This is a genomic window from Paenibacillus helianthi (assembly GCF_001909055.1).
GTDB classification, from domain to species: Bacteria; Bacillota; Bacilli; order Paenibacillales; family Paenibacillaceae; genus Paenibacillus_AQ; species Paenibacillus_AQ helianthi.
Genome location: NZ_LVWI01000042.1, coordinates 26,018 through 51,688, shown reverse-complemented (window position 1 = coordinate 51,688; position 25,671 = coordinate 26,018). Strand labels below are relative to the sequence as shown.

Genomic DNA, 25,671 nt, shown 5'->3' with positions numbered 1-25,671 from the left:
AAGTCACCCTATGTAGAAAGCTTGTGATGAAAATGAAAAAACCTCAAGATTCCTCGTTTGCGGTCCAGCGCCGCAGCGGCCATATCGAATCTACCCGCTATTGGAAGCTGTCTCCGGCAGAACCAATGGGTGCGGATTGCGCTCCTTATCCGCAGAGCACGGCAGACCGGGAAGCCATTGAAGAGGCAGCAGCTCTGCTGCGAGAAGGAAGTACCGTCGCGTTCCCGACCGAGACGGTGTACGGACTGGGGGCGGACGCGCGCAGCACGGCTGCAGTAGAAGCGGTTTTTGCCGCAAAGGGGCGGCCTTCCGACAATCCGCTGATCGTGCACATTGCCGAGCGGAGCGAATTGGACGGGCTGGTGACAGAGGTACACCCTTCCGCGGCCGCGCTGATCGATGCTTTTTGGCCGGGTCCGCTAACTGTTGTGCTGCCGGTCCTGCCAGGCGTGCTGTCCCCACTGGTGACAGCGGGTCTGGATACAGTCGGCGTGCGCATGCCGGATCATCCGCTCGCGCTGGCGTTGATCCGCGCAGCAGGCTGCCCGGTGGCTGCGCCCAGCGCCAACCGCTCCGGGCGGCCGAGTCCAACGCTGGCCGCCCATGTGCTGGAGGACCTCGCCGGATACATCGGCGGAGTGCTTGACGGCGGCGCGGCCGGTGTCGGCCTGGAGTCGACCGTCGTGCAGGTGCAGCCGGACGGGACGGCCGCCGTGCTGCGTCCTGGCGGCATCACCGCCGAGCAGCTCGCGGCGGTGCTTGGTCCCGGGGCCGTCACTTCGGCCCCTGCCCCTGCCGTGGACGTTGCCGCCGGGGCCCCCGGCCCGTCCACGGACCTTGCGGAAGCGCCTGCGGCCGCTTCCGGATATTCCCCCGGCGCGGCGCATGCCGCCGGGGACAATAGCCCGGCTCCGCGCGCGCCGGGCATGAAGTACACGCACTACGCCCCGCGCGGAGCGCTTGGCGTAGTGCGCGGGGCTTCCGCGCAGCGCGTGGCGGAAGCCGCTGCGGATCTGCTGCAGGCGGCGCAGCGCGCCGGCGAGATCACGGGCCTGCTCCTCTTCGAGGAGCATAGGGCCCTGTATCCCGCCAACGCGGCCGCCTGCGTGGTCTCCCTCGGCTCGCTGGCCTCGCCGGAGGAAGGGGCGCGCTCCCTGTATGCCGCGCTGCGGCGCTTCGATGAAGCGGGAGCCACCTACATTCTGGCCGAGGCCTGCCCGGATACCGGCCTCGGCTTAGCCATCATGAACCGGCTGATGAAAGCCGCCGGCGGAACCGTCGTCGACGCGGGATAACCCTCGGGTGGCTTCCTTGCCGTATACCCTGACTGTTAAAGTTCCTATGTTGTACTCTCCGTGCGGACAGCGTGCTACAGTCATGAATCCCCCCTTGTCCGCATATGGTTGTGGTACAAGACTTTCGGACTTTGGGGGTATGGGCATGGACATAGGGGGAGTATATGCTGGCTGGGGCCAAATAGTAACGATAGCCATTATGGCAATCGCACTGGGGATGGACGCTTTTTCACTCGGTGTAGGCATCGGGATGAAGGGCATCCGTCTTTTGCATGTGCTGCAGCTCAGTCTCTTGATTGCTTTTTTTCATGTGCTGATGCCCCTGCTTGGGTTGTTCACCGGCAGCTATGTGGGACATTTCCTAGGACAAGTTACCACCTATGCAGCCGGAGGGCTGTTGGTACTGCTTGGCGGACACATGGTATTCAATTCCTTTCGGACAGAGCATACCCGGAGTAATCCTGTGGATCACCGCAATTTCTGGGGGATGCTGCTGATTTCGCTCAGTGTGAGTATAGATTCATTTTCGGTAGGGGTTTCCCTTGGGATGTTTGTGAATAGCATAGTGTTAACCGTGCTCGCCTTTGGGGCCTGCGGGGGTCTGATGTCGATTTCCGGTCTGCTGCTGGGAAGGAGAGTCAGCCGTGGACTTGGTGATTACGGGGAGGCGCTGGGCGGGGGAATCCTGCTTGCGTTTGGCTTACTGTTCATCTTTTGATACAATAACGGCACAACAATATTCTATAACTCAATTTATTCGTTGATGGAGGTGGAAAGTATGCTGCATATTTTATTCGTCTGCACAGGAAATACGTGCCGTAGTCCTATGGCTGAGGGGCTTCTCCGGAAGCTTGCGAAGGAGCGGGGAATCGACGTGGAAGTGCGGTCTGCAGGCGTTTCCGCCATTTCCGGTACTTCCATATCCAGACATGCCGCGGCGATTCTGCGGGACGAAGGAGTCCATGATCATATCCAGTCCACGCAGTTGAGCGGAGAGACAGTAGCCTGGGCAGATTTGGTGCTTACCCTCACGGGAGGCCACAAACGCCACTTGCTGCAGTATTTTCCAGAGGCTGTTGCGAAGACATATACGCTAAAAGAATATGTCTACGATGAAGAAGCCGTGAACGCAGATATCCGCGAGCTGGATAGCCTGTATGCGGATGCCGAGCTTAGTCTTGCACTGGGAGCAGAGCCGAAATCCGCTGATTTGCAGCGGATCATCGAAATCCGTCAACGGATTCCAAGCTTTGATATTTCCGATCCTTTTGGAGGTCCCAGGGAAGATTACGAGCTGGCCGCTGCTGAGATCCGTACAGCACTGTACAGTCTTCTGGATAAACTGGAGTCCTTACGCCGCTTGTAATGGTGGTTGATTTTTTGCAGCCATTCCTTTAAAATAAAATTAAATATTATCCGGTTCCGGTGTAACTGGCGACAGATGTGGATCAAACCACGATGGAGCACTGGAATAAACGGCCGGTCGCCTGGGCAAAAGAGCACATCCGCAGTAGGTTGCGGACTGCTCTTTTTTGTTTAAAATGCAGGACTGCAGTTAAGTTCAGTTTCTACTTGCTTGAGGGAGGCAGAAGTGATGAATCAAGTCATGAAGCAGGACTCACGGGCGAATCCGGCATCCGGCTATCAATCCGGTGATGCCGGTCAACCGGCGGGAGCAGAGCTTTCTTTAACGGCTGCAACCGCTGCTGTAGTACGGGAGCTGTCAGAAGCCGGAAATCTGGGACCCGGTAAAATCCTAGTCGTTGGTGCAAGCACAAGCGAGGTAGCCGGGGTCCGTATTGGTACCGGTGGTGCGCTGGAAGTGGCGCAGCAGCTGCTAGAGGGGATTGTTCAGGTCGCTGGGGAGAAAGGATTTCATCCGGTATACCAGTGCTGCGAGCATTTGAACCGCTCGCTGGTCATGGAGCGTTCATTGCTGGAGAAGCTGGGGCTTAGGGAAGTATCGGCTGTGCCGATACCGGGAGCCGGCGGTTCTATGGCTGCGGCTGCTTATCGTTCGATGGCCGATCCGGTCCTTGCGGAAACGGTGGAAGCCCATGCCGGCATTGATATTGGCGAGACGCTGATCGGCATGCACTTGCGCCGGGTAGCGGTGCCTTTCCGGCCAAGCTTGCGTTACATTGGTTCGGCCCGGGTGAATGCAGCCTGGAGCAGACCTCCGCTGATCGGCGGGGAACGTGCGGTTTACCGTACTCCGGAGACCAGCGGAACAGGCAATTGCGATTAGTACGCCTGAAATCTTTAAATAGTGGACAGACAGGTGTATTTTACCGGCATGCCACTGAATATGGAGTTTGACTTTACACAACATAAACTAAAGAGCACTAGGGAGGAAATAAGAATCATGGAACAATTGCGTAAGAGTGACCCTGCAGTACTGGAAGCGATGGGACTGGAACTGAGCCGTCAGCGTGCCAACATTGAGCTTATTGCCTCGGAGAATATCGTCAGCGAAGCCGTAATGGAAGCGATGGGTTCTGTGCTCACGAATAAATATGCCGAAGGTTACCCCGGCAAACGGTATTATGGCGGTTGTGAAGATGTGGATATCGTAGAGAATCTGGCCCGTGACCGTGCCAAGCAGCTCTTCGGTGCCGATCATGCCAATGTACAGCCGCACTCCGGTGCCCAAGCTAATATGGCGGTATATCTTGCTGCGCTGAATCCCGGCGATACCGTTCTGGGGATGAACCTGGCGCATGGCGGCCACCTGACACACGGCAGCCCTGTGAATGCTTCCGGCCTTTTGTATAATTTTGTGGCTTATGGTGTGCAGGAAGATACCTTCCTGATTGATTATGATGAAGTACGCAAGGCTGCATTCAAACACCGTCCGAAATTGATTGTTGCCGGAGCAAGCGCGTATCCCCGTACGATCGATTTTGAAGCCCTGGGCTCTATAGCGAACGATGTAGGCGCGTTGTTCATGGTGGATATGGCCCATATCGCCGGACTGGTGGCGGCCGGTCTTCACCCAAGTCCCGTTCCGCATGCCCATTTTGTAACCACAACCACACACAAAACCCTGCGCGGTCCCCGCGGAGGTATGATTCTCTGCAGACAGCCTTGGGCAGCGGCGATCGATAAGGCCGTATTCCCGGGCTCACAAGGCGGACCACTGATGCATGTGATTGCGTCCAAGGCGGTTTCCTTTGGTGAAGCTCTTCAGCCTTCATTCAAAACCTACGCCGAGAATGTGGTAAAGAACGCCAAGGTGCTGGCAGAAACATTGATTGGTGAGGGAGTTAACATTGTATCCGGCGGAACTGACAACCACTTGATGCTGCTTGATACCCGCAATCTCAATATCACTGGCAAGGATGCAGAGAAGGTTCTCGATTCTATCGGTATCACGGTTAATAAGAATGCTATTCCGTTTGATCCTACCAGCCCTTTTGTGACAAGCGGAATCCGTATTGGTACACCTGCAGTCACCTCGCGCGGAATGGACGAGCAGGCGATGGTTACCATTGGCCGCATTATTGCCAACGTATTGAAGAATCCTGCTGATGAAGGTAACCTCTCTGAGGCTGCCCGTGAAGTCGCTGCACTGACTGAGCAATACCCAATCTATCCAGGTCTTCAATACTAAACAAAAGGCAACGGCTGGAGCCACATTCCCGGCCTGTTGTTTCAAAAGCCTTTACAGACATCGGTGATGCCCGGTGCTGTAGAGGCTTTTTTTAAAAGATAAGAACGCATAGGTTTCACGCAATAATGAATCTTCTCTTTCCCGCTGAAACGGATACCCGAAAGCGATACCGGAGGGTCGCTGCTTCGGAAGCATAAGGCTTTAGAAGGACAGTGTAGACGTTTCCACTTGTGAAATGGTATGGATATACCTAAATGAAGGATATGATATTTGAAAACTGCATGTGTGCATGTTTGTATATAGTGGTCTTCCCGAACCTGCAGTTCTCTTAGAAGTTGTGAATCGATTAGAGTTGTTGCATAATGTTCACATTTACTTCCGTTGTTTTGTCGAAAATACTCATGAAAAATTCATGAAAGTTCATGGAATTTTCAACGAAATAAGTGAAAAAAATGTGAAAAGTATGATTTGAATAAAAGAGCATAAACTAAGGCGGATTTGTTTTTTGTACAGAAAGATACAGTTTATAGCCTTTTCGGCAAAGCTATGCAGCAGCAAATGTAATTCCGTTCTTCAGAACCAGTCCTTCCTAGGTGAAATACACCTCGGGTGATGATATAATAGACAAGATTTAGCCAGGGGAGAAGCAAAAGCGCTTTCTACGGCTATAAATAAGACTTACAATTACCGGAGGGACAAGAATGGGAAAATTGGTGATTTGCGATCATCCTTTGATTCAGCACAAGTTAACATTTATTCGCGATGTGCGCACGAACACGAAAGAGTTCAGAGAGCATGTTGATGAAGTCGCTACACTTATGGCATATGAGATCACGCGTGATATTCCACTCGAGACCATTACTGTGCAGACGCCTGTAGCAGAAACGGAGAGCAAAGTGATTTCCGGAAGAATGCTGGGCCTGATCCCGATTCTGCGGGCTGGACTGGGGATGCTTGAAGGCGTACTGAAGCTGCTGCCTGCTGCCAAGGTAGGCCATGTTGGATTGTTCCGTGATCCCGAAACCCTTCAACCGGTTGAATATTACATTAAGCTTCCTACGGATGTTCAGGAGCGTGAATTGATTGTTATCGACCCGATGCTGGCAACAGGCGGCTCCGCCATTGCCGCTATCACCTCGCTGAAGAACCGCGGATGCACACAGATCAAGATGATGAACCTGATTGCGGCTCCGGAAGGTGTTGCTGCTGTACAAGCTGCACACCCCGATGTTGATATCTATGTGGCTGCGCTGGATGACCATCTGAATGATCACGGCTATATTGTTCCGGGACTCGGGGATGCCGGTGACCGTCTGTATGGAACCAAATAAACATAATTAAGTAACAGTAGTATAGAACAAAGAAAATACTTAAGTATTTTGAAGAGAGGGTGGGGGTTATGTCCAAAATTAAAGTGATGACGATTTTCGGAGTTCGCCCCGAGGCGATCAAAATGGCGCCTTTGGTTCTGGAGCTTGCCAGACATCCCGAACACATTGAATCCGTGGTTTGCGTAACAGCGCAGCACCGCGAACTGCTGGACCAGGTGCTTGAGGTCTTCCGAATCACTCCTGATTATGATCTGGATGTGATGAAGGACCGCCAGACGCTGAACGAAATTACCATTCGGGTGCTGGAGGGGCTGGAACCAGTGCTTCGGGAAGCTAAGCCGGACCTTGTGCTGGTGCATGGCGATACTCTTACCACCTTCCTTGCCAGCTACGCTTCGTTCCTGCAGCAAATTCAGGTAGGCCATGTGGAAGCAGGACTTCGGACCTGGAACAAGCTGTCCCCTTATCCTGAAGAAATGAACCGTCAGTTGACAGGAGTTCTTGCAGACCTGCACTTTGCTCCGACTGACTGGTCGGCAGGCAATCTGAGACACGAGAACAAAAAAGAATCAAGTATTTATATCACAGGCAACACCGTAACCGATGTGTTTCAATATACCGTACAGCCGGACTACCGGCATCCTGTGCTGGATTTTGCTTCAGGAAAACGACTTATTTTAATGACGGCGCACCGCAGAGAATCCCAAGGCGAACCGCACCGTCATATTTTCCGTGCTGTCAAAAGAATCGCTGATGAATTTGAAGATGTAGCCATAGTTTATCCTGTGCATCCGAGTCCGGCAGTCAAGGAACCGGCGCATGAGATACTCGGCGGACACCCTAGAATCAAGCTGATTGATCCGCTGGATGTCGTTGACCTGCATAATTTTTATCCGCATACCCACCTGATATTAACCGATTCCGGCGGCCTGCAGGAGGAAGCTCCCTCCTTTGGAGTTCCTGTGCTTGTGCTGCGTGATACCACCGAGCGCCCGGAAGGGATCGAAGCCGGAACACTGGAGCTTGTGGGGACGGACGAGGAGAAGGTGTATCAACGGACACATGCCCTTTTGACTGATCAGGACCTCTATCAGTCGATGAGCCGGGCCGCCAACCCGTATGGAGACGGTAAAGCCTCCGAGAGAATTGTCAATGCGATTTTGCATCATTTCGGTGTGGTCCAGGAACGTCCGGAAGAGTTTCACAGAATGTTCACAAAACAGTCAGATGGCATGGAAAATGAACTTCTCAAATAACCAAAACCAACATACAGTGAAACTGTACGGTTTATATGGTTTTGGAATGTTTTGCTGTGATTATTTTCATATTTTCATCCGAAAAATCCACTGTTTTCACTGGATTGACAAAGTATTGTAACATTCAGTAAAATGAATTGGAATTCCGAGGACGGGATAGAATGAAAGAGCCTGGGCAGTCAAATAATGACAACCAAAAGCTGAGAAAATCATTTCAAGCGGCGGGTCTTGTCAGTGCTATTGGCATCGATCTTGCCGGATGTACAATTGGTGGATATTTGCTGGGAAGATGGCTTGGCAATATGTGGGGAAACCTTGGGCTGTGGGTTGGTATAGGTGTTCTTTTCGGTCTGCTGTCCGGAGCTTTCAGTATTGTAAGTCTTATCAAGAAAGTGACGAGGGATACCGATGACTGATCCGTCAAAAATGAATAAATTAATGCTCTTCAGCATAGCGGGAATTGTAATTGCATGTCTCGTTATCGCGGAGATCATGCCCCACCGCCGCACAGTGTTCCATGGTGTTGTACTTGGCGCTTCTGTCAGCTGCTTCAACATTTTTTACATGGCCCGCAAGATCATGAATATCGCCAAATCGGCATCTGGAGAACGCAAAGGCCGGGCTACACTGGGCTTTGGCTTTCGGATCGCCACTTCTATTTTGGCAATTGTGCTCGCGATTGAGTATCCTCATTACTTTAATGAGATCGCTGTATGCGCCAGTCTGGTAACCGGTTATTTTATCCTTCCTATTATAGGATTCATAATGGTATTAAATGAAGACAAACATCATGCTAAATAGAAAGGGGGGAGAAAAATGCACATATCGCCAATGATTGAGGTGGGAGGACTTGATTTCGACCTTTCAATCATATTGATGCTGATTGTTACCTGCACTATAGTTTTTGTCCTGGCTCGTCTGGCCACACGTAATTTGTCTGTGGAGAATCCGGGCAAGCTGCAAAATTTTATGGAGTGGCTCGTTGAATTTGTACAGGGCATGATGTCCAGCACCATGGATTTGAAGAAAGGCAAGCCGTTTCTCGGCCTGGGGCTTACATTAATCCTGTTCATCTTTGTAGGGAACATGCTTGGCCTACCGTTTGGTATTGTGACTGAATACCACGATGTGAACAAAGCGACGTTCTTTGGACATCAGCTTGTTAATGTAGTGGAAGAGATTCACAAGGTAGAGGCCGCAAATCCTGGCAAAGAAGTTGAAGTTGGAGTCACATGGTGGAAATCCCCTACAGCGGATGCTTCCGTATCGATGGGCTTGGCTGGACTGATTTTTGTGCTTGTGCACTTCCTGGGATTGACCCGGAATACAAAGGGTTATCTTAAGCACTATTTACAGCCGTTTGCCGTTTTCTTGCCGATTAACCTCATTGAGCAGTTCTCCAAGCTGCTGACGCACGGCATGCGTCTATTCGGTAACATCTTTGCGGGTGAAGTGCTGATTGCACAACTGGTCAAGCTGGGATCCACAGGTATTATAGGAGGAATTGCCTCTATACCGCTTCTAATGGTATGGCAGGGCTTTAGTATCTTTGTAGGATCGATTCAGGCGTTTGTTTTCGTCATGCTGACCTTCTTGTACATCTCGCAGGTTATCGATACTCATGAGGAGCACTAGCTAGCTACACAGTCACGGCGCACGCAAGTACGTCTGATTTTTAATTATATTTAAATAGTAAAACACAATTTTAAGGAGGATTTCACTAATGGGAGTTATGGCATACATCGCGGCAGCAATCGCGGTAGGTTTGGGCGCGCTTGGCGCAGGTATTGGTAACGGTCTGATTGTAAGCAAGACAGTAGAAGGTATCGCTCGTCAGCCGGAAGCTAGAGCAACACTGCAAACAACAATGTACATTGGTGTCGCTCTGGTAGAGGCCCTGCCGATTATCGGTGTCGTATTGGCATTCATTTTCTACGCAGGTGCAGGTTCTTAATACATGCTTTGATCAACTCGGCGGGGAAGGCCTTGGCCCTCCACGCTTTCTTTTTTGAACTGAAACGGAAATAAAAACGGAAATAAGAAGCATACAGAATGTTTACCCGGAAAGGAGTGACCTTAATTGCATTTTTCAATCACATCTCTTGTACTGGCGCTGATTGCGTTCCTAGCCCTGTATTTCCTGCTGAACAAATATGCTTTCGGGCCTTTGTTCTCTGTGATGGAGAAACGCCGTGAGCTAGTACTGCAGCAGATGAATGAAGCAGCCCAGACCCGCGAACAGGCAGTCTCTTATGTTGAAGAACAGAAACAGGCGCTTCAAACTGCACGTAAAGAAGCTCTTGAAATCATCGAGCAGTCCAGACAGACCAGCAGCAAGCAGACCGAGCAGCTGATCGAGTCGGCTAAGGTTGAGGCTTCCCGGATCAAGGATGAAGCCGTACGTGACATCCAGAACGAGAAGAACAAAGCGGTCGAAGAACTGCGCGGCGAGCTCGGAGCGGCATCCGTCAAGATTGCTTCCAAGCTGCTTCAAAAGGAAGTCAGCACCGATCCTGCGCAAGAAGGGCTTGTTGACCAATACCTCAAAGAGGTCGGAGGCCGGTCATGAGTCGGGATACGATAGTCGCCAAAAGATATGCGAAGGCATTGTTCGAGGTTGCTTTTGAAGAGCGGCAGACCCTGGAAATCGAAGAGGATCTGAAAAGCCTGGTTACTGCGCTGAATTCGGATACAGAGCTGCAGAGATTTATCAGCTCTCCGCGAATCTCCGGTGAAGACAAGCTTGCCGTGCTGAAAAGAGCGTTGGAAGGCAAGCTGTCGGGGGCGGTTATCAACACTCTGGAAATTCTGATGAAGCGGGGCAGAATGGATATCCTTCCGGATCTGCTGGACAGCTATATCAAGATTGAAGGAGATAGTCTTGGTCTGGCAGATGCCACCGTCTATTCAACCTATTCGCTCAGTAGTAGCGAGCTAACCCAGGTTGCCGAGGAATTCGGCCGTTTGTCGGGCCGAAATATCCGTATCACAAATGTGGTTGATAAAAGCTTGCTTGGCGGACTCAAGGTCGTCATCGGCGATACGCTGTATGACGGCAGCCTGTCCGGCAAACTTGCGCGTCTTGAGAAATCTTTTAATGATAAGCATAGAAGATAGGGGTGAGGATATTGAGCATTAGACCTGAAGAGATCAGCAGTTTGATCAAAAGTCAAATTGAGCAATATAAAGCCGAAATCGAAGTGGCCGAAATCGGCACCGTCATTCAAGTCGGCGACGGTATCGCCCGTGTCTACGGTCTGGAAAACGCGATGGCAGGGGAACTGCTGGAGTTCTCCAACGGAGTAGTGGGCATGGCTCTCAACCTGGAAGAAAGCAACGTCGGTGTTGTTATCCTGGGTGAGTACACGGAAATTCGTGAAGGCGATCAAGTAAAACGTACAGGACAAATTATGCAGGTTCCCGTAGGCGAAGCCCTGCTGGGCCGTGTAGTGAACGCACTGGGTCTGCCGGTTGACGGCAAGGGTCCAATTGCAACAACGGAATTCCGTCCGGTGGAAAACAATGCACCAGGCGTTATCGACCGTAAATCGGTGCATGAGCCTATGCAGACCGGTCTTAAGGCCGTCGATGCGATGGTGCCGATCGGCCGCGGACAACGCGAGCTCATCATCGGTGACCGTCAAACAGGTAAAACCGCAATTGCTATTGATGCGATTATCAACCAAAAAGGCAACGGCATGAAATGTATCTATGTTGCCATCGGCCAGAAGCAATCTACAGTAGCACAGGTTGTTGAAACCCTTCGCCGCCACGGCGCGCTGGATTATACAATTGTTGTGACCGCGTCGGCCTCCGAGCCTTCACCGCTGCTGTATATCGCTCCATACGCAGGCTGCGCAATGGGCGAATATTTCATGTACAAAGGCGAACACGTTCTTGTTATCTATGATGACCTTTCGAAGCAAGCTTCCGCTTATCGCGAATTGTCCTTGCTGCTCCGCCGTCCACCGGGCCGCGAAGCGTTCCCTGGTGACGTATTCTATCTGCACTCCCGTTTGCTGGAACGTGCGGCTAAGCTTAGCGATGAGCTTGGCGGGGGTTCATTAACCGCTCTGCCATTCATTGAAACACAGGCCTCTGACGTATCGGCGTACATTCCTACGAACGTAATTTCGATTACGGACGGTCAAATCTTCCTGGAATCCGATCTGTTCAACTCCGGACAGCGTCCGGCGATCAACGTGGGTATCTCTGTATCCCGTGTAGGTGGTTCTGCACAGATCAAGGCGATGAAGAAGGTTGCCGGCTCACTTCGTCTGGATTTGGCCCAATACCGCGAACTTCAGGCGTTCTCCCAGTTCGGTTCCGATCTAGATAAATCTACGCAGGCCCGTTTGAACCGTGGTGCGCGCATGATGGAGATCCTGAAACAGGGCGTTAACCAGCCGCTCTCCGTTGAGCATCAGGTTATCAGCTTGTATACCGCTGTCAAAGGCCATTTGGATGATATTCCAGTCAAAGACGTTAGACGTTTTGAGAAGGAATTCCTGGCTTATGTAGACAGCAATGCGGCTGAAATTGCTAAATCCATTACCGACACCAAGGATTTGACTGCTGATAACGAAGCTGCCCTTAAGGAAGCTATCGACAAGTTCAAAAGAGGCTTCGCGACCAGCTAAGCATTACAGTCATTCTATGGATGTTTTAAACCGGGCTTTGGCCTAGCCAAAGCACTGAAATATGCTTACAAATGGAGCTTTGATTATCGTCAAAGCTCAGATTATGCTTACGAAGTTAGCTTTGACTTCGTCAAAGCTCTAAGGTGGTGAAATCATGGCAAGAAGCATGCGTGATATTAAACGTCAAATCAAGAGCGTTCAGAACACCAGACAGATCACTAAAGCCATGGAGATGGTTGCCGCCTCCAAGCTGCGCAAAGCGCAGGAAAAGGCAGAAGCTGCCCGTCCTTATTCAGAAAAGCTGAAAGAGGTCGTAGCCAGTATTGCTTCCGGCTCACAGGGTGCTACGCATCCCATGCTGGTCAGCCGTCCTGTGAAGAAAACCGCGTATCTGATTGTGACCTCCGACAGAGGACTGGCAGGCGGATACAACGCGAATATTCTGCGTAAAGTGACCATGCTGCTCGCGGAGCGCCACAAGTCTAAAGATGAGTATGCTCTGTTCGTTATCGGCCGCAAAGGCCGTGACTTTCTACGCCGCCGTGAATATCCGATCGTGGAGGAAGTTACTGAGCTCTCCGATACACCGAAGTTTGCCGACATCAAGTCGATTGCCTACTCGGCGGTACAGCAGTTTGAAACAGGCGTTTATGACGAGCTGTACATCTGCTATAACCGCTTTGTGAATGCAATCAGTCAAGTGCCTACCGTTGACAGGCTGCTGCCTATGGAAGCGGTAGAGCATGAGAAGAAGGCAGAAGGCCTACATGCAATGTACGAGTATGAGCCTTCCGCTGAAGGCGTGCTTGAAGTACTGCTTCCGAAGTATGCAGAAACGCTGATTTACAGCGCTATTCTGGATGGCAAGGCCAGTGAGCTGGGTGCGAAAATGACAGCAATGGGCAGTGCAACGAAGAACGCGTCAAAAATGATCGGAGAACTTACACTTACGTATAACCGTGCCCGTCAGGCCGCAATTACGCAGGAAATTACCGAGATCGTGGCAGGAGCGAACGCGCAGTCTTAAAATATATGCGAAGCCAAACTCTTCGGCTTATATTTTCACAAGAAACAGGTGCCGTATAAGTGAGATTTATCCCACTTATGCGGTGCGGTGATTTCTTTTTAATGCAACAGCTTTCGAGGAGGGAAATAATATAATGAACAAAGGACGCGTTGTAAGCATTATGGGTCCGGTTGTCGATATTGAATTTGAACGCGGCCAGCTGCCCGAGATTTTCAACGCTATCAAGATTGTAACCAGCCTGGCAAACGGCCGCACGATTGATTTGACCCTGGAAGTTTCCAATCACCTGGGTGACAATCTGGTGCGTTGTATTGCCATGTCTTCCACAGACGGTCTGGTTCGGGGCTTGGAAGCAGATGATCAGGGAGGGCCGATTTCGGTTCCGGTTGGCACAGCTACACTTGGACGGGTATTTAACGTACTGGGAAATCCAATTGATAACGGCGCCGAAGTGGTTGCGGAGAGAAATCCGATTCACCGCCTGGCTCCGACATTTGATGAACTGTCAACACAAGCTGAAATTCTGGAAACCGGGATCAAGGTTATCGACCTGCTGGCCCCTTACGCTAAAGGCGGTAAAATCGGCCTCTTCGGCGGTGCCGGTGTAGGTAAAACCGTAACGATTCAGGAACTGATCAACAACATTGCCCAGGAACACGGCGGGATTTCCGTATTCGCAGGCGTTGGCGAACGTACCCGTGAAGGTAATGACCTCTATCATGAAATGACCGATTCCGGCGTTATCAAGAAGACAGCAATGGTATTCGGACAAATGAATGAGCCGCCGGGCGCACGTCTTCGTGTAGCTCTGACCGGACTGACCATGGCGGAATATTTCCGTGATGTAGAAGGCCGCGACACGCTGCTCTTTATCGATAACATATTCCGCTTCACCCAGGCGGGTTCCGAAGTATCCGCATTGCTTGGCCGTATGCCTTCTGCCGTAGGTTACCAGCCTACTCTGGCAACAGAAATGGGCCAGCTGCAAGAGCGTATCACTTCCACCAAAAAAGGTTCGGTTACCTCCATTCAGGCGATCTACGTGCCGGCGGATGACTACACTGACCCTGCTCCGGCCACAGCGTTTGCCCACTTGGATGCAACTACCAACCTGGAGCGTAAGATCTCCGAAAAAGGTATCTTCCCGGCTGTAGACCCTCTGGCATCCAGTTCGCGTATGCTGGCTCCGGAAATTGTTGGTGAGGAGCATTATGACGTGGCACAGGGTGTTAAGCAGCTGCTGCAGCGTTATACCGAGCTTCAGGATATCATTGCCATCCTGGGTATGGATGAGCTCAGTGAAGAAGATAAAATCATTGTGTCCCGTGCCCGTAAGGTTGAACGGTTCTTGTCGCAGCCATTCCATGTAGCTGAACAATTCACCGGTTTCAAAGGCAAATACGTGCCTATCAAAGAAACCGTACGCAGCTTCAAAGAAATTCTGGAAGGCAAACATGATGATCTTCCGGAAGCAGCGTTCCTGTTCGTAGGAACAATCGAAGAAGCAGTTGAAAAAGCGAAAACGATGTAACCCTGAACTATGGCTTTCGATGCGAGCTTGATTTCGTAAAGCTCTGAGGAGGAATGAAAGTGAATACCTTTCTGTTGGAAATTGTCACGCCGGAGCATCTTGTCTACTCCAAGCAGGTTATCAGCTTGACTGTAAAGGGTGCCGATGGTGATCTGGGTATTTTACCGGGACACATTCCGCTTGTAACTCCACTTCAGGTTGCTCCAATGTTCATCAAGGCGGATGGTGCTACAGTTACTATCGCTGTTCATGGCGGGTTCGTGGAAGTGCATAAAGACAAGGTGACCGTTCTGGCCGAAAGTGCTGAGCTGCCTACGGAAATCGATGTTGAACGCGCTGAAGCGGCGAAGGAGCGCGCACAGCGCCGCCTTCAGGCCCGCAGCAAACAGGATGAAATTGACCACCGCCGTGCGGAGCTGGCGCTTCAGCGCGCCGTTACACGGATCAAAGTGTCCACCAGAAAAGGACAACAATAGCAATTACGGTCAAGCCTGTGGCTTGGCCGTTTTTTTGCAGATATAGAAAGTTTCAGTTGTCCTTTTCCCCGCTTAAACAGTTCGTTCTGGCGGATAGCCGCCAAAGTCGTTCTTGTTGGGAAAGTGAATATCTCGTAAACATTACAGCTTACATTGTCTGAAATGTTTAAAAATTCGTAAAAGTACTGGATTCTTTTCCCCTACGCAAGTATGATATAAGAGTCGATTTCCGAGTAACCTAATACACAGGGGGCTAACATGGATACAGGGCTATATGATGAGTTGTCAAGCTCAATCGGCAGCAGTGGTTTGGTTTCTATGGTCATATCTTTATTTTGTGTTGCAATATCTTGGTGGGCACTTCAGAACCTTAAGCTCGATTTGGTCATAAGATATCCCAAGAGCCCTCAGGCAAGACTGCTGCATTTATTGCTGGCTATCGTATTGGGACACTTTGTGGCTGGGTTCCTGCTGGATTATCTGGGCTGGAGCGGGCAGATTCGCACCATGTTTTAACAAGAGGTGCTTTGGTTATATCTCTGTTAGGCCAAAGCCGTGAAAAAAGTGTCGAATAATACGGTTTTATTATGTCAACACTGATGTTTAAGGAGCGTGCCCGCACCTCGGGCGCAGGTCAGGGAATGGTAATATAAGAATTTCATACTAAGCCTTAATTTAAGAAATAATGGACGCGGAGGGAAACCGAAATGAGCAAATTTATCGTCCGCGGTGGCAACAGATTGACCGGGAGCGTGAAAGTTAGCGGCGCAAAAAATTCCGTACTACCGATCATAGCCGCCTCTCTATTGGCAGAAGAAGGAGTCAGCGTCATTGTGGACGCACCTCCGCTAGACGATGTAATGACAATCAGCAAAGTATTGGAATCTCTGGGTGCGGGTGTTACATACCAGAACGATATCATTGAGGTTGATGCCAGAAATCTTACTTCCTGTGAAGCACCATACGAATGGGTGCGGAAAATGCGGGCTTCTTTTTTGGTAATGGGCCCTCTTTTGTCCCGACTGGGTCATACACGTATTTCCTTGCCAGGCGGCTGCGCCATCGGTACAAGACCGATCGACCAGCACTTAAAAGGCTTTGAGGCGCTTGGTGCCGAAATTAGTCTGGGCCAGGGTTACATTGAAGCGAAAATAAACGGACGGTTGCGCGGGGCCAAGGTATATCTGGATGTAGCCAGCGTCGGCGCGACCGAAAACATAATGATGGCGGCAGCACTCGCCGAAGGCGTAACTGTAATTGAGAATGCGGCAAAAGAGCCGGAAATTGTGGACTTGGCTAACTATCTGAACGGGATGGGCGGTATCGTGCGCGGTGCGGGCACCGGAGTCATTCGCATTGAAGGCGTAGAACGCATGCACGGCGTCAGACACCATGTTATTCCTGACCGTATTGAAGCAGGTACCTATATGGCGGCGGCTGCGATTACAGGGGGCGATGTCTACGTGGAAGGCGCAATTGCAGACCACCTCGGTCCTGTGATTGCCAAGATGGAAGAGATGGGCGTGACAATTATCCCGGATGAGAACGGTGTTCGTGTTATCAGCGACAAGCCGCTCAAGGCTGTGGATTTGAAGACATTGCCGTATCCGGGTTTCCCAACCGACATGCAATCACAAATGATGGCGTTATTGCTTCGTTCGGAAGGCACGAGTGTTGTGACCGAAACGGTATTTGAGAACCGGTTCATGCATGTGGATGAATTCCACAATATGAATGCTGAGATTAAGATAGAAGGACGTTCCGCGATCGTAACCGGCAATGCAGAATTGGTCGGAGCCAAAGTAACCGCTACAGACCTGCGTGCAGGCGCTGCACTGATTTTGGCAGGACTGGTTGCAGAAGGCACGACAGAAGTTAGCGGAACCCATCATATCGATCGTGGATATGTACATCTGGCTGAGAAACTGTCGGGACTTGGTGCGGACATATGGCGGATTTCCATGGAAGAGTCAGAAGCGGCTGCTACGGCTGTGAAGGAAGAGGTTGCTAAACCGGGAGCTTCTAGAAGCGAATCCTTCAAAAGCGAAGAGGTTAAGCCCCGCTTTCAGGTTCAGCCAACCTGGGTATAATCACAATTCATAGCTCTTCAAGACCACCTCTATTTGCAGGTGGTCTTTTTTCGTTGATCTCTCTTTCTCTTAGAATATCGTTCTAGCAGTTGCACGTAATTCATATCTATAAGAATCAACGGTGACTGACGGAAGGAGACATAGAGATGAAAGATTACCGCTATCTGCTGCGGCGTAAAATCAAACCCCCGCGCCGTATCCTGCGCGCACGGCGCACGATGCCCCGGCTAAGGCGGCTGGCCCCCGCCGCCTGGCTCGCAGCGCCCCTACTGGCGGGGCTGCTGCTGCCGATGGCCGTTGTCCTGCTGCGCGGGGGACAACCAGTGCCCCCGGCTGTGCCGCAGGTTACAGCCTCCCCGGCGACGCCGGGTCCGGCAGCGGAGGAAGCCCCGCAGCCGAAGGTCGCTGTCTATTTGTCGCGCAGCAGACAAATAGAGACATTGCCGCTGGAGGACTACGTCAGCGGCGTGGTTGCGGCCGAGATGCCGGCGGACTTTGAGCTGGAGGCGCTCAAAGCGCAAGCCGTCGCGGCGCGCACCTTTATTGTCCGCCGCCTGCGGGCCGGCGACAGCAGTGGCGTGCCCGTTCCGGGCGCGAATGTGACGGATACGGTAAGCCATCAGGCTTACGTATCCCGGGCCGCACTGGAACGGGAGTGGACGCTCGGCGGCAAGAGCGCCGGGCTGGCCAAGATCCGCCGCGCGGTCCGGGAGACGCGCGGAGTGGTGATGACCTATCAAGGACAGCCGATCACCGCGTCCTTCTTCGCCTCCAGCGGAGGCTTTACCGAAAATTCCGAAGACTACTGGAATGCGGCTGTACCTTACCTTCGTAGTGTGGCCAGCCCATGGGATCAGGAAATCACGCCGAATCTGGCGGTGACATATACGTTCACGACTTCCGAACTGATACAGAAGCTAGGGATTGCAGATAGGGCCATTCCGGCTTCCGGCCATCTCGCTGCTTCTTCCCTGGCAAGACCTGTCTCCTCAACCTCCTCGAGCCTGCCTGCTGAAGTGCTGTCCCTGACAGCCGGGCACCGGGTCAAGAAAATTTCTATCGCCGGCACGGTGTTCACCGGACGGGAGGTTCGCGAAAAGCTGGGGCTGCGCTCCAGCCAGTTCACCTGGAAGCGGCAGGGCGGAAAAGTAGCGATTACAACCTATGGCAACGGACATGGTGTCGGCATGAGTCAGTGGGGGGCGAACGGGATGGCGAAGGAGGGGAGTACCGCTACGCAAATTCTCAAACACTATTATAGCGGGGTCTCTTTTAACCAAGTCTCAACTCTCCTGAAAAAATAACTTGAAAGATACGTATAAAAGCGAAGCGCCCGGTAACACTGGTTACTGAGGTGATAAGCATATGAATGAACAAGACAAAAACAAAACAAACCATGATGAATCTCTCAAAAATAAGCAGGGAGATTCAGGCGCTCAGCCTTCTTCATGGAACAGACTGTTGTCCAAACGGTGGGTATTTCCGGCAGTCTACACGGCGGCAGCGGCAATTATACTAACCTTGGTGTGGGTCTATCAGGACGCAGGCCAGAAGCCGCTGAATCCAGACACCGCCGCGGTTGTTTCACAGGAAGCCGGAGGTACAGGTACTGAGGCAGGCGCCACCAAGAATGACCCTGCTGCGCTGGAAGTTGTTGCTTCCGCAGAAACCCTGGCCTGGCCGGTAGCCAGTCCGGCAGATGTAGAAGTGGTTAAGCCGTTCTATGACGAAAATGGAACCGAAGAGAATCATGTGGCGGCCATGGTGCAATATAATGACACCTTCGTGCCTAACGTAGGTATTGACATCGCCCGTGAGGACAATCAGTCTTTTGATGTCAAAGCCGCACTCAGCGGTAAAGTCACCCGGGTAGAAGACGTTGCCGTATTCGGTAAAGTGGTTGAGGTCACCAGCGCAGGTAATTTGAAGACCGTCTACCAAAGCCTCGGCGACGCCAAGGTGAAGCAGGGGGACGAAGTGAAGCAGGGCGACACGCTGGCAACAGCAGGACGCAGTGAGATCGAGAAGAATCTTGGCAACCATGTTCACTTTGAAGTGTACGAGGATGGCAAGGTAGTTAACCCGTCGGATTTGCTGCCAAAGCGCTAAGTTTGAGAACTCTGCAGGGGGCCTTGGGCCTCCTGTTTTTTTGTAAACATAAGCAATAATAAGTTTCACGCTATATATGATCCTTATATTTCTTGCTGAAACGGATACCGTCCTTATAAAGACGGCGAAGCCGTTTCCATCTGTCTTGGAGAATCACATTTTGAAGCCATACCGCCGCAAGCAAGGGCTTATTTAGGTTGTCCAGGAAATAAAATGAGCCTTCCGGAGCTTGTCACGTCCTGAAAGCGTGAATATATAGGCCCGCCCCTCATATAATGTACCAAACTATCCACAGTTGGGAGGCGGGAGCGTGCACGATTACATCAAGGAACGTACGATCAAAATCGGACGCTGCATCGTGGAAACCAGGCACACGGTCCGGACCATAGCCAAAGAATTTGGCGTATCAAAGAGCACGGTGCATAAAGATTTAACGGAGCGTTTGCCGGAGATCAACCCTGATCTGGCCGATCAGGTGAAGCACATTCTCGAATATCACAAATCGATTCGTCATCTTCGGGGGGGAGAAGCCACAAAAATTAAATATAAAAAAACGACAGGGAAAAAGCGCGAGGTTGCCGTAGCCTCAAAGCCATAAGATTTTCGGAAATTTAAGGGATAATTCAGTTTTATTTCATTGTATCCTTCCCCTAAAGTATGGTATTTTTAAATTTGGGACTAACTAACTATTTTCTCATTTAAAATAACACTTTGGGGGCTCTTTCATTATGCTTAGCAAGGATATCGGAATCGATCTCGGCACGGCCAATGTGCTCATTCATGTCAAGGGAAGGGGAGTCGTTCTGGATGAACCCTCCGTGGTCACGCTCGAAAGTGATACGAAGAGAGTCCTTGCGGTAGGCGAACAAGCGCGGCGCATGGTAGGCCGTACACCGGGAAATATTATTACGATCCGTCCTCTCCGGGATGGGGTTATTGCGGATTTTGCGATTACGGAAATGATGCTGAAGTATTTCATTGACCGCGTAGGTGGCCGCTCCTGGTATGCAAGGCCACGTATTTTGATCTGCGCCCCCACAAATATTACCTCCGTTGAACAGAAATCGATCCGGGAAGCGGCGGAACGCAGCGGGGCCAAGGAAGTTTTTATGGAAGAAGAGCCCAAAGCCGCAGCGATCGGTGCGGGTATGGATATTTATCAGCCAAGTGGAAATATGGTCGTCGATATTGGCGGCGGAACGACGGATGTAGCCGTGTTGTCCATGGGCGACGTCGTCACCGCCTCCTCGATCAAAGTTGCAGGGGACAAGTTCGACGAGGCCATTTTAAGATATATTAAACAGAAGTACAAGCTGCTGATCGGCGAACGCACGGCAGAAGATATCAAGGTAACCATCGGCTCCGTCCGTCCGGGCGGTATGAAATCTGAAATGGATATTCGCGGGCGGGATATGGTAAGCGGACTTCCCCAGACGCTGACCATTTCTTCCGGTGAGGTGAAGGAAGCACTGTGGGATCCGGTTTCCTCCATCGTGGCTGCTGCCAAATCGGTCTTGGAGCGTACACCGCCAGAGCTGTCAGCAGACATTATTGACCGCGGTGTCGTATTGACCGGCGGAGGCGCATTGCTTAACGGTTTGGACGAGCTGCTCTCTGAGGAACTGCATGTTCCAGTCTGGGTGGCGGAGGATCCCATGCATTGTGTGGTTAAGGGTACCGGGATTATGCTTGATCAATTGGACAAGAATGTTAAGAAAAAATTCTAGGCTGCCGATAATATAAGTTAACAGCACAATCAGGAAGGGGACTCACCCTCATGCTTAGAGGATTATATACGGCCGCTGCCGGAATGGTAACGCAGCAGCGCAGACATGATACGGCAGTGCAGAACATTGCCAATTTGAACACAACGGGGTACAAGCAGGTAGACAGTGTCAGCCATGCTTTTCCTGAGGTACTTATTTCCGCAATGAGCGGCGGCATCGTCAAACCCGTTGGTAAAATGAATACAGGCGTGTTTGCCGAACAATCTGTCTCCCAATATTTGCAGGGGGATCTCATTGAAAGCGGCAAGCCGGCCGATTTCGCATTATCTACGGATCTGCAGGTGGCAGACCCGGCTACAGGCGGCAATATTAATTTTGACGGCTCGGGCAAGTATATAACCCCTCAAGGCGAGGTTATCTACCGGCCACAGGCTTTTTTTACGGTACAGGATAATGACGGTAATAATCTATATACACGAAACGGGAGCTTCAGAGTAGGACCGACTGGGGAGGTGCTTAGCGCGGGCGGCTTCAAAGTGCTCGACAGCAACGGCAAACCGCTCATCTTGACAGGTCCGCAAGACAATCTTAAAGTAGACGGACAGGGCAATCTACTTGACCCTGTAACAGGTCGCCCTTCTGGAACCAAAATAGGCATCAGTGTAGTTACCAGACCCCAGGAACTGGTTCGTGACGGGAACGGTGTTTTCCATGCAGATGATGTTAAGAATGCGGAGATCCGCTTCGCTAATGGCACAGACAATCTGCAGGTACGGCAGAGGTATCTTGAGAATTCCAATGTTGATGCGACCAAGATGACTGTAGATATGAATGCAGCTTACCGGGCGTACGAAGCAAATCAGAAGGTTGTCCAGTATTATGACAGCAGCTTGCAAAAAGCTGTAAATGAAGTTGGCAGAGTCTAGGACAGGAGGAGTAACCAATGAATAACTCGACAATAGGCGCATCCGTCTCAATGTCCAGTCTCCAGCAGCGTTTGGATATTATTGCTGACAATATCGCTAATATATATACTGAGGGATATAAGAGCAAAGAAGGCTCCTTTGAGGATGTTCTGACCCGGGTTCAGCAGCAGTCCAAGGATTATGATCAGCCGGGCCGAAGCACACCGCTTGGTTTTAATATCGGATTTGGGGTCCGGGTACCTATGGTGACAACCAACTGGGAGGAAGGCCCTCTCAAGGAGACTGGGAACCCAACCGATCTGGCCATTCAAGGCAATGGGTTATTTGGAGTTCAGGTGAACGGTGCTACAGCCTACACACGCCAAGGGGATTTTCACTTTGTACCGGACACCGCTAATCCTGCTAATATGATGCTGGTGGATAACACTGGTAACCCTGTGCTTAATACGCAAGGTAAGCCATTAACTGTACCGGCTAATGTAAAAGCCGCTATTGATGAGAGCGGACGGGTGCTGACCAAGACGGATGAGAATGCGCCAGCTAAGGTAGCTGGAACTATAATGATTGTAGAGCCTCTCAGCAAGAGTGCACTTCAGGCGGTTGACGGGAATTTCTATATGCTTGCTGACGGAGTTACCACACAGCAGGCTTTTAAAGCGGCGGGATTGCCTTCGACGGTAGGCGTAAGGTCTGGGTATCTGGAGCAGTCCAACGTGGATGTAAGTAAGGAAATGACGGAAATGATGCAGATTCAGCGCACTTACCAGCTCGCCTCCCGGGCACTATCCTCCAGTGATCAAATGCAAGGCCTGGCTAATAACATGCGCGGGTAGGTGAAGGAATGGCTCGTCAGATCAATGGTAAGCCGGAATCAACCGAAGATGAACATCAGCAGCAACCTGTAAAGCGCCGGGGGATCTCCAAATGGACGATTGTTCAATGGTTTCTAATTCCGGTACTGCTGATAGCAGCACTGTCCGGTGGCTTGGTGACCGGTTACGTTGTCCTCGGTAAAAAGGATTTCAGTGATGTGCTTCAGTGGAGCACCTGGAAGCATGTTTACGATTTAGTGTTTGCGCCATAAATAAGCATAAATATTCACACTCCCTTGTTGTACAGGGGAGTTTTCTTTTTTATACTGGAAAATGTATAATGATGGAGGCCCCTGAGACAAAAAGGGCCCTCTCCGCCATGTGTGGTGGAGAAAGCCCCTTATCTCAACCTCCACTGCTGCAGGTGGTGAAGGATATTATAATATTTCCCGATGCTGCCCATATTTATGCAGTACCGTGAAGAATAAAACAAAACGCTGCAGCGGCAGACAGTGTAGAAGATGCGGTTTATATCCGAAAGGAGCTTTGTATCCATGATGAATATCAATGAAATTCAAGAAATAATCCCCCACCGGCCCCCATTTCTGCTGGTGGACAAAATTACCGAAATAGAGATGGGCAAGCGGGCAGTCGGCATCAAGAATGTTACAGTGAATGAACCTTTTTTTGCAGGCCATTTCCCCGGATATCCGGTTATGCCAGGTGTACTGATCACTGAAGCACTCGCTCAGGTAGGTGCTGTAGCGATTCTTGGCGTGGAAGCCAACAAAGGGAAAATCGGTTTTCTGGCAGGCTTGGACGGATTCCGTTTCCGTGGTCAGGTTGTTCCGGGAGACACGCTTGAGCTGGAAGTGGAGATTACACGCCTTAAGGGCAGCATAGGTAAAGGTCAAGCTACAGCGAGAGTGGATGGCAAAGTGGTTGCGTCCGGTGAAATAATGTTCGCACTCAGCTAAGACCTGTTATAAAATCATATATCATAAATGGAGAAGGAGAGATTTGATATGACTCAACTAAGCCCGAAGGCCGCAGAGACCCTATCACGCTGGCTGCAGGACCCATCCGTTGACGAGAACACCAAGGCGGAACTGAAGGCACTCGAGAATGAGCCGCAGGAACTGGAAGAACGCTTTTACAGAGATCTGGAGTTCGGTACGGGCGGTTTGCGCGGAGTTATCGGAGCAGGCAGCAACCGGATTAACCGGTACACGGTAGGCAGAGCGACTCAAGGCTTCGCCAATTATATTCTTGAACAGCACACTGGTGAAGGCAGACCTTCTGTGGTAATTGCGCACGACTCCCGCCGCTTCTCGCCGGAGTTCACCCTTGAGGCAGCGCTGGTACTGGCCGGAAACGGTATTGAGACTCATCTGTTCACATCTCTTCGCTCTACGCCGCAGCTGTCTTTTACTGTGCGTCATCTGAAGGCTACTGGAGGCATAGTGATTACTGCAAGCCACAATCCTCCGGAGTACAATGGCTACAAAGTATATAATGCCGAAGGTGGACAACTTGTTCCTCATGAGGCTGAAAAAGTCATCTCCTACATCATGGAAGTGGACTCCTTTAATGGTGTAAAACGCATGTCCCAAGAAGAGGCAGAGGCTGGAGGGCTGCTTCACTGGCTAGGTGAGCAAGAAGATGAAGCATTCACTGATACGGTGGCGGCTGTCAGTGTGGCCCGTGATGAGATTGCATCCAAGCTGGGACGTGATTTCAAAATTGTATACACACCGCTTCATGGGACAGGCAATCTGCCGGTCCGCAGTGTACTGAACAAAATTGGTTTCACTGAGGTGCATGTGGTGCCCGAGCAGGAGCAGCCGGATTCGGAATTCTCCACAGTGAAATCACCTAATCCTGAAGAACGGGAAGCTTTCACTCTTGCGATAAAGCTTGGTGAGGAGCTCGGCGCAGATCTGCTGATTGGTACAGATCCGGACGCAGACCGCATGGGCGCTGTCGTACGCGACAATGAAGGGAAGTTCGTCGTTCTCTCCGGCAACCAGTCTGGAGCCCTCATGATTCATTACTATTTGAGCCGTCTGCAAGAACAGGGCAAGCTGCCAAGCAATGGAGCAGTCGTTAAGACCATAGTAACGAGTGAAATGGGTGCAGCTGTTGCTGAGCATTATGGGGCTACTGTATTTAATACCCTTACCGGGTTCAAATATATCGGTGAAAAAATGACCCAGTTCCAGCAGTCCGGTGAATATACCTACCTGTTCGGCTATGAAGAGAGCTATGGATACCTTGCCGGCAATTATGCCCGTGACAAGGATGCCGTGCTTGCTTCCATGCTGATTGCTGAAGCGGGTGCATATTACAAAGCTCAGGGCAAGACGCTATATGATGTACTTCAGGAGCTCTACGAACAGTTCGGCTATTTCCTGGAGAGCCTGGAATCACGTACTTTGAAGGGCAAAGACGGTGTGGCGCAGATTCAGGGGATTATGAATGACTGGCGCAGCAATCCACCGAAGGAGATCGCCGGTGCGGCTGTAAGCGAAGTGCTGGATTATTCACTGGGACTAAACGGACTCCCTAAAGAAAACGTTCTAAAGTATTTGCTGTCTGACGGTTCATGGTTCTGCTTGCGTCCATCGGGCACAGAGCCGAAGATTAAAGTGTATTTTGCAGTACGCGGAGAATCGCTGCAGAACGCAAAAGATAAGGTTGCTAAGCTTACAGAACAGGTTATGTCCCGTGTCGACGGGAAATAAATAATAGAAAAACAGGATTCAAGCGAAACGGATACCGGTCCTCTAAGGATGCGCATCCGTTTCTGCTTGAAATTAGCCTTGAACAGGCTTTAAG

At 51.1% G+C, this 25,671-nt stretch carries 28 protein-coding genes and 1 riboswitch; all 28 genes read left to right on the top strand.

Annotated features, from left to right (window positions below):
- Positions 1–32 precede the first annotated feature (32 nt).
- Positions 33–1,295, top strand: coding sequence for an L-threonylcarbamoyladenylate synthase (locus A3844_RS15560; protein ID WP_074107867.1), 1,263 nt, complete (start codon positions 33–35; stop codon positions 1,293–1,295).
- A 145-nt stretch (positions 1,296–1,440) separates the two neighbouring features.
- Entirely contained in the window at positions 1,441–2,013 is a 573-nt protein-coding gene (locus tag A3844_RS15555) for a manganese efflux pump MntP (RefSeq protein WP_074087336.1), read from the top strand.
- Between the two features lie 60 nt (positions 2,014–2,073).
- A complete protein-coding gene (locus tag A3844_RS15550; RefSeq protein WP_074101958.1) occupies positions 2,074–2,661 on the top strand; it encodes a low molecular weight protein arginine phosphatase in 588 nt (195 codons plus the stop codon).
- A gap of 51 nt (positions 2,662–2,712) precedes the next feature.
- Positions 2,713–2,795: riboswitch (ZMP/ZTP riboswitch) on the top strand.
- Between the two features lie 94 nt (positions 2,796–2,889).
- Positions 2,890–3,543 carry a TIGR01440 family protein gene (locus tag A3844_RS15545; protein WP_074087334.1) on the top strand — a complete coding sequence of 218 codons (654 nt, stop codon included), beginning with the start codon at positions 2,890–2,892 and terminating at the stop codon, positions 3,541–3,543.
- 114 nt (positions 3,544–3,657) lie between these two features.
- Entirely contained in the window at positions 3,658–4,908 is a 1,251-nt protein-coding gene (locus A3844_RS15540; protein WP_074087445.1) for a serine hydroxymethyltransferase, read from the top strand.
- A gap of 701 nt (positions 4,909–5,609) precedes the next feature.
- Complete coding sequence (upp, locus tag A3844_RS15535; RefSeq protein WP_074087330.1) at positions 5,610–6,239, top strand: uracil phosphoribosyltransferase; 630 nt, start codon at positions 5,610–5,612, stop codon at positions 6,237–6,239.
- 68 nt (positions 6,240–6,307) lie between these two features.
- On the top strand, positions 6,308–7,495 hold the full coding sequence (gene wecB / locus A3844_RS15530) for a non-hydrolyzing UDP-N-acetylglucosamine 2-epimerase (protein ID WP_074107850.1): 1,188 nt from the start codon (positions 6,308–6,310) through the stop codon (positions 7,493–7,495).
- Between the two features lie 161 nt (positions 7,496–7,656).
- Positions 7,657–7,911 (top strand): AtpZ/AtpI family protein, encoded by a 255-nt coding sequence (locus A3844_RS15525; protein ID WP_074087328.1) that lies wholly within the window; start codon positions 7,657–7,659, stop codon positions 7,909–7,911.
- The gene (locus tag A3844_RS15520; RefSeq protein WP_074087327.1) at positions 7,904–8,296 is read left to right on the top strand and encodes an ATP synthase subunit I; all 393 of its coding nucleotides are present in this window, start codon (positions 7,904–7,906) and stop codon (positions 8,294–8,296) included. The genes A3844_RS15525 and A3844_RS15520 overlap by 8 nt, the downstream gene beginning before the upstream one ends.
- Before the next feature lie 15 nt (positions 8,297–8,311).
- Positions 8,312–9,130, top strand: a complete 819-nt coding sequence (gene atpB, locus A3844_RS15515; RefSeq protein ID WP_074087326.1) for a F0F1 ATP synthase subunit A — start codon at positions 8,312–8,314, stop codon at positions 9,128–9,130.
- Positions 9,131–9,218: 88 nt separating this feature from the next.
- Entirely contained in the window at positions 9,219–9,449 is a 231-nt protein-coding gene (gene atpE / locus A3844_RS15510) for a F0F1 ATP synthase subunit C (RefSeq protein ID WP_074087325.1), read from the top strand.
- Positions 9,450–9,575: 126 nt separating this feature from the next.
- The gene (atpF, locus tag A3844_RS15505) at positions 9,576–10,064 is read left to right on the top strand and encodes a F0F1 ATP synthase subunit B (RefSeq protein WP_074107849.1); all 489 of its coding nucleotides are present in this window, start codon (positions 9,576–9,578) and stop codon (positions 10,062–10,064) included.
- Positions 10,061–10,612: a F0F1 ATP synthase subunit delta gene (locus tag A3844_RS15500; RefSeq protein WP_074087323.1), complete on the top strand. Its 552-nt coding sequence runs from the start codon at positions 10,061–10,063 to the stop codon at positions 10,610–10,612. Before atpF ends, A3844_RS15500 begins: the two co-directional genes overlap by 4 nt.
- 11 nt (positions 10,613–10,623) lie before the next feature.
- Entirely contained in the window at positions 10,624–12,135 is a 1,512-nt protein-coding gene (gene atpA, locus A3844_RS15495; RefSeq protein ID WP_074087322.1) for a F0F1 ATP synthase subunit alpha, read from the top strand.
- Between the two features lie 154 nt (positions 12,136–12,289).
- Positions 12,290–13,162 carry an ATP synthase F1 subunit gamma gene (gene atpG, locus A3844_RS15490; protein ID WP_074087321.1) on the top strand — a complete coding sequence of 291 codons (873 nt, stop codon included), beginning with the start codon at positions 12,290–12,292 and terminating at the stop codon, positions 13,160–13,162.
- A 133-nt stretch (positions 13,163–13,295) separates the two neighbouring features.
- On the top strand, positions 13,296–14,693 hold the full coding sequence (gene atpD / locus A3844_RS15485) for a F0F1 ATP synthase subunit beta (protein WP_074087320.1): 1,398 nt from the start codon (positions 13,296–13,298) through the stop codon (positions 14,691–14,693).
- A 59-nt stretch (positions 14,694–14,752) separates the two neighbouring features.
- Positions 14,753–15,169: a F0F1 ATP synthase subunit epsilon gene (locus A3844_RS15480; RefSeq protein ID WP_074087319.1), complete on the top strand. Its 417-nt coding sequence runs from the start codon at positions 14,753–14,755 to the stop codon at positions 15,167–15,169.
- Positions 15,170–15,427: 258 nt separating this feature from the next.
- The gene (locus tag A3844_RS15475; RefSeq protein ID WP_074107848.1) at positions 15,428–15,685 is read left to right on the top strand and encodes a DUF1146 family protein; all 258 of its coding nucleotides are present in this window, start codon (positions 15,428–15,430) and stop codon (positions 15,683–15,685) included.
- A gap of 191 nt (positions 15,686–15,876) precedes the next feature.
- Positions 15,877–17,259 (top strand): UDP-N-acetylglucosamine 1-carboxyvinyltransferase, encoded by a 1,383-nt coding sequence (murA, locus tag A3844_RS15470; protein WP_074087317.1) that lies wholly within the window; start codon positions 15,877–15,879, stop codon positions 17,257–17,259.
- Between the two features lie 218 nt (positions 17,260–17,477).
- Positions 17,478–18,563, top strand: a complete 1,086-nt coding sequence (gene spoIID, locus A3844_RS15465) for a stage II sporulation protein D (RefSeq protein WP_244169782.1) — start codon at positions 17,478–17,480, stop codon at positions 18,561–18,563.
- A 61-nt stretch (positions 18,564–18,624) separates the two neighbouring features.
- A complete protein-coding gene (locus A3844_RS15460) occupies positions 18,625–19,368 on the top strand; it encodes a M23 family metallopeptidase (protein ID WP_074087315.1) in 744 nt (247 codons plus the stop codon).
- Between the two features lie 310 nt (positions 19,369–19,678).
- Positions 19,679–19,966 carry a sporulation transcriptional regulator SpoIIID gene (spoIIID, locus tag A3844_RS15455; protein ID WP_019915029.1) on the top strand — a complete coding sequence of 96 codons (288 nt, stop codon included), beginning with the start codon at positions 19,679–19,681 and terminating at the stop codon, positions 19,964–19,966.
- Positions 19,967–20,096: 130 nt separating this feature from the next.
- Positions 20,097–21,095 carry a rod shape-determining protein gene (gene mreB, locus A3844_RS15450; protein ID WP_074087314.1) on the top strand — a complete coding sequence of 333 codons (999 nt, stop codon included), beginning with the start codon at positions 20,097–20,099 and terminating at the stop codon, positions 21,093–21,095.
- Between the two features lie 50 nt (positions 21,096–21,145).
- Positions 21,146–22,021 (top strand): flagellar hook-basal body protein, encoded by an 876-nt coding sequence (locus A3844_RS15445; protein WP_074087313.1) that lies wholly within the window; start codon positions 21,146–21,148, stop codon positions 22,019–22,021.
- Positions 22,022–22,038: 17 nt separating this feature from the next.
- Positions 22,039–22,854, top strand: a complete 816-nt coding sequence (locus tag A3844_RS15440; RefSeq protein ID WP_074101954.1) for a flagellar hook-basal body protein — start codon at positions 22,039–22,041, stop codon at positions 22,852–22,854.
- Between the two features lie 8 nt (positions 22,855–22,862).
- On the top strand, positions 22,863–23,105 hold the full coding sequence (locus A3844_RS15435) for a DNA-directed RNA polymerase subunit beta (protein WP_074087311.1): 243 nt from the start codon (positions 22,863–22,865) through the stop codon (positions 23,103–23,105).
- A gap of 282 nt (positions 23,106–23,387) precedes the next feature.
- Positions 23,388–23,810 carry a 3-hydroxyacyl-ACP dehydratase FabZ gene (fabZ, locus tag A3844_RS15430; protein WP_074087310.1) on the top strand — a complete coding sequence of 141 codons (423 nt, stop codon included), beginning with the start codon at positions 23,388–23,390 and terminating at the stop codon, positions 23,808–23,810.
- Between the two features lie 48 nt (positions 23,811–23,858).
- Complete coding sequence (locus A3844_RS15425; protein WP_074107846.1) at positions 23,859–25,577, top strand: phospho-sugar mutase; 1,719 nt, start codon at positions 23,859–23,861, stop codon at positions 25,575–25,577.
- Positions 25,578–25,671 lie beyond the last annotated feature (94 nt).

What these genes read in the sequence shown, in the direction of transcription:
- wecB (WP_074107850.1), top strand. Translation starts at nt 6,308, where the DNA reads ATGTCCAAAATTAAAGTGATGACGATTTTCGGAGTTCGCCCCGAGGCG.
- A3844_RS15520 (WP_074087327.1), top strand. Translation starts at nt 7,904, where the DNA reads ATGACTGATCCGTCAAAAATGAATAAATTAATGCTCTTCAGCATAGCG.
- fabZ (WP_074087310.1), top strand. Translation starts at nt 23,388, where the DNA reads ATGATGAATATCAATGAAATTCAAGAAATAATCCCCCACCGGCCCCCA.
- atpD (WP_074087320.1), top strand. Translation starts at nt 13,296, where the DNA reads ATGAACAAAGGACGCGTTGTAAGCATTATGGGTCCGGTTGTCGATATT.
- A3844_RS15460 (WP_074087315.1), top strand. Translation starts at nt 18,625, where the DNA reads ATGAATGAACAAGACAAAAACAAAACAAACCATGATGAATCTCTCAAA.
- spoIID (WP_244169782.1), top strand. Translation starts at nt 17,478, where the DNA reads ATGCCCCGGCTAAGGCGGCTGGCCCCCGCCGCCTGGCTCGCAGCGCCC.
- atpG (WP_074087321.1), top strand. Translation starts at nt 12,290, where the DNA reads ATGGCAAGAAGCATGCGTGATATTAAACGTCAAATCAAGAGCGTTCAG.
- upp (WP_074087330.1), top strand. Translation starts at nt 5,610, where the DNA reads ATGGGAAAATTGGTGATTTGCGATCATCCTTTGATTCAGCACAAGTTA.
- A3844_RS15545 (WP_074087334.1), top strand. Translation starts at nt 2,890, where the DNA reads ATGAATCAAGTCATGAAGCAGGACTCACGGGCGAATCCGGCATCCGGC.
- mreB (WP_074087314.1), top strand. Translation starts at nt 20,097, where the DNA reads ATGCTTAGCAAGGATATCGGAATCGATCTCGGCACGGCCAATGTGCTC.
- A3844_RS15560 (WP_074107867.1), top strand. Translation starts at nt 33, where the DNA reads ATGAAAAAACCTCAAGATTCCTCGTTTGCGGTCCAGCGCCGCAGCGGC.
- A3844_RS15500 (WP_074087323.1), top strand. Translation starts at nt 10,061, where the DNA reads ATGAGTCGGGATACGATAGTCGCCAAAAGATATGCGAAGGCATTGTTC.
- A3844_RS15440 (WP_074101954.1), top strand. Translation starts at nt 22,039, where the DNA reads ATGAATAACTCGACAATAGGCGCATCCGTCTCAATGTCCAGTCTCCAG.
- A3844_RS15435 (WP_074087311.1), top strand. Translation starts at nt 22,863, where the DNA reads ATGGCTCGTCAGATCAATGGTAAGCCGGAATCAACCGAAGATGAACAT.
- A3844_RS15525 (WP_074087328.1), top strand. Translation starts at nt 7,657, where the DNA reads ATGAAAGAGCCTGGGCAGTCAAATAATGACAACCAAAAGCTGAGAAAA.
- murA (WP_074087317.1), top strand. Translation starts at nt 15,877, where the DNA reads ATGAGCAAATTTATCGTCCGCGGTGGCAACAGATTGACCGGGAGCGTG.
- A3844_RS15445 (WP_074087313.1), top strand. Translation starts at nt 21,146, where the DNA reads ATGCTTAGAGGATTATATACGGCCGCTGCCGGAATGGTAACGCAGCAG.
- A3844_RS15475 (WP_074107848.1), top strand. Translation starts at nt 15,428, where the DNA reads ATGGATACAGGGCTATATGATGAGTTGTCAAGCTCAATCGGCAGCAGT.
- A3844_RS15550 (WP_074101958.1), top strand. Translation starts at nt 2,074, where the DNA reads ATGCTGCATATTTTATTCGTCTGCACAGGAAATACGTGCCGTAGTCCT.
- atpB (WP_074087326.1), top strand. Translation starts at nt 8,312, where the DNA reads ATGCACATATCGCCAATGATTGAGGTGGGAGGACTTGATTTCGACCTT.
- atpE (WP_074087325.1), top strand. Translation starts at nt 9,219, where the DNA reads ATGGGAGTTATGGCATACATCGCGGCAGCAATCGCGGTAGGTTTGGGC.
- A3844_RS15555 (WP_074087336.1), top strand. Translation starts at nt 1,441, where the DNA reads ATGGACATAGGGGGAGTATATGCTGGCTGGGGCCAAATAGTAACGATA.
- A3844_RS15425 (WP_074107846.1), top strand. Translation starts at nt 23,859, where the DNA reads ATGACTCAACTAAGCCCGAAGGCCGCAGAGACCCTATCACGCTGGCTG.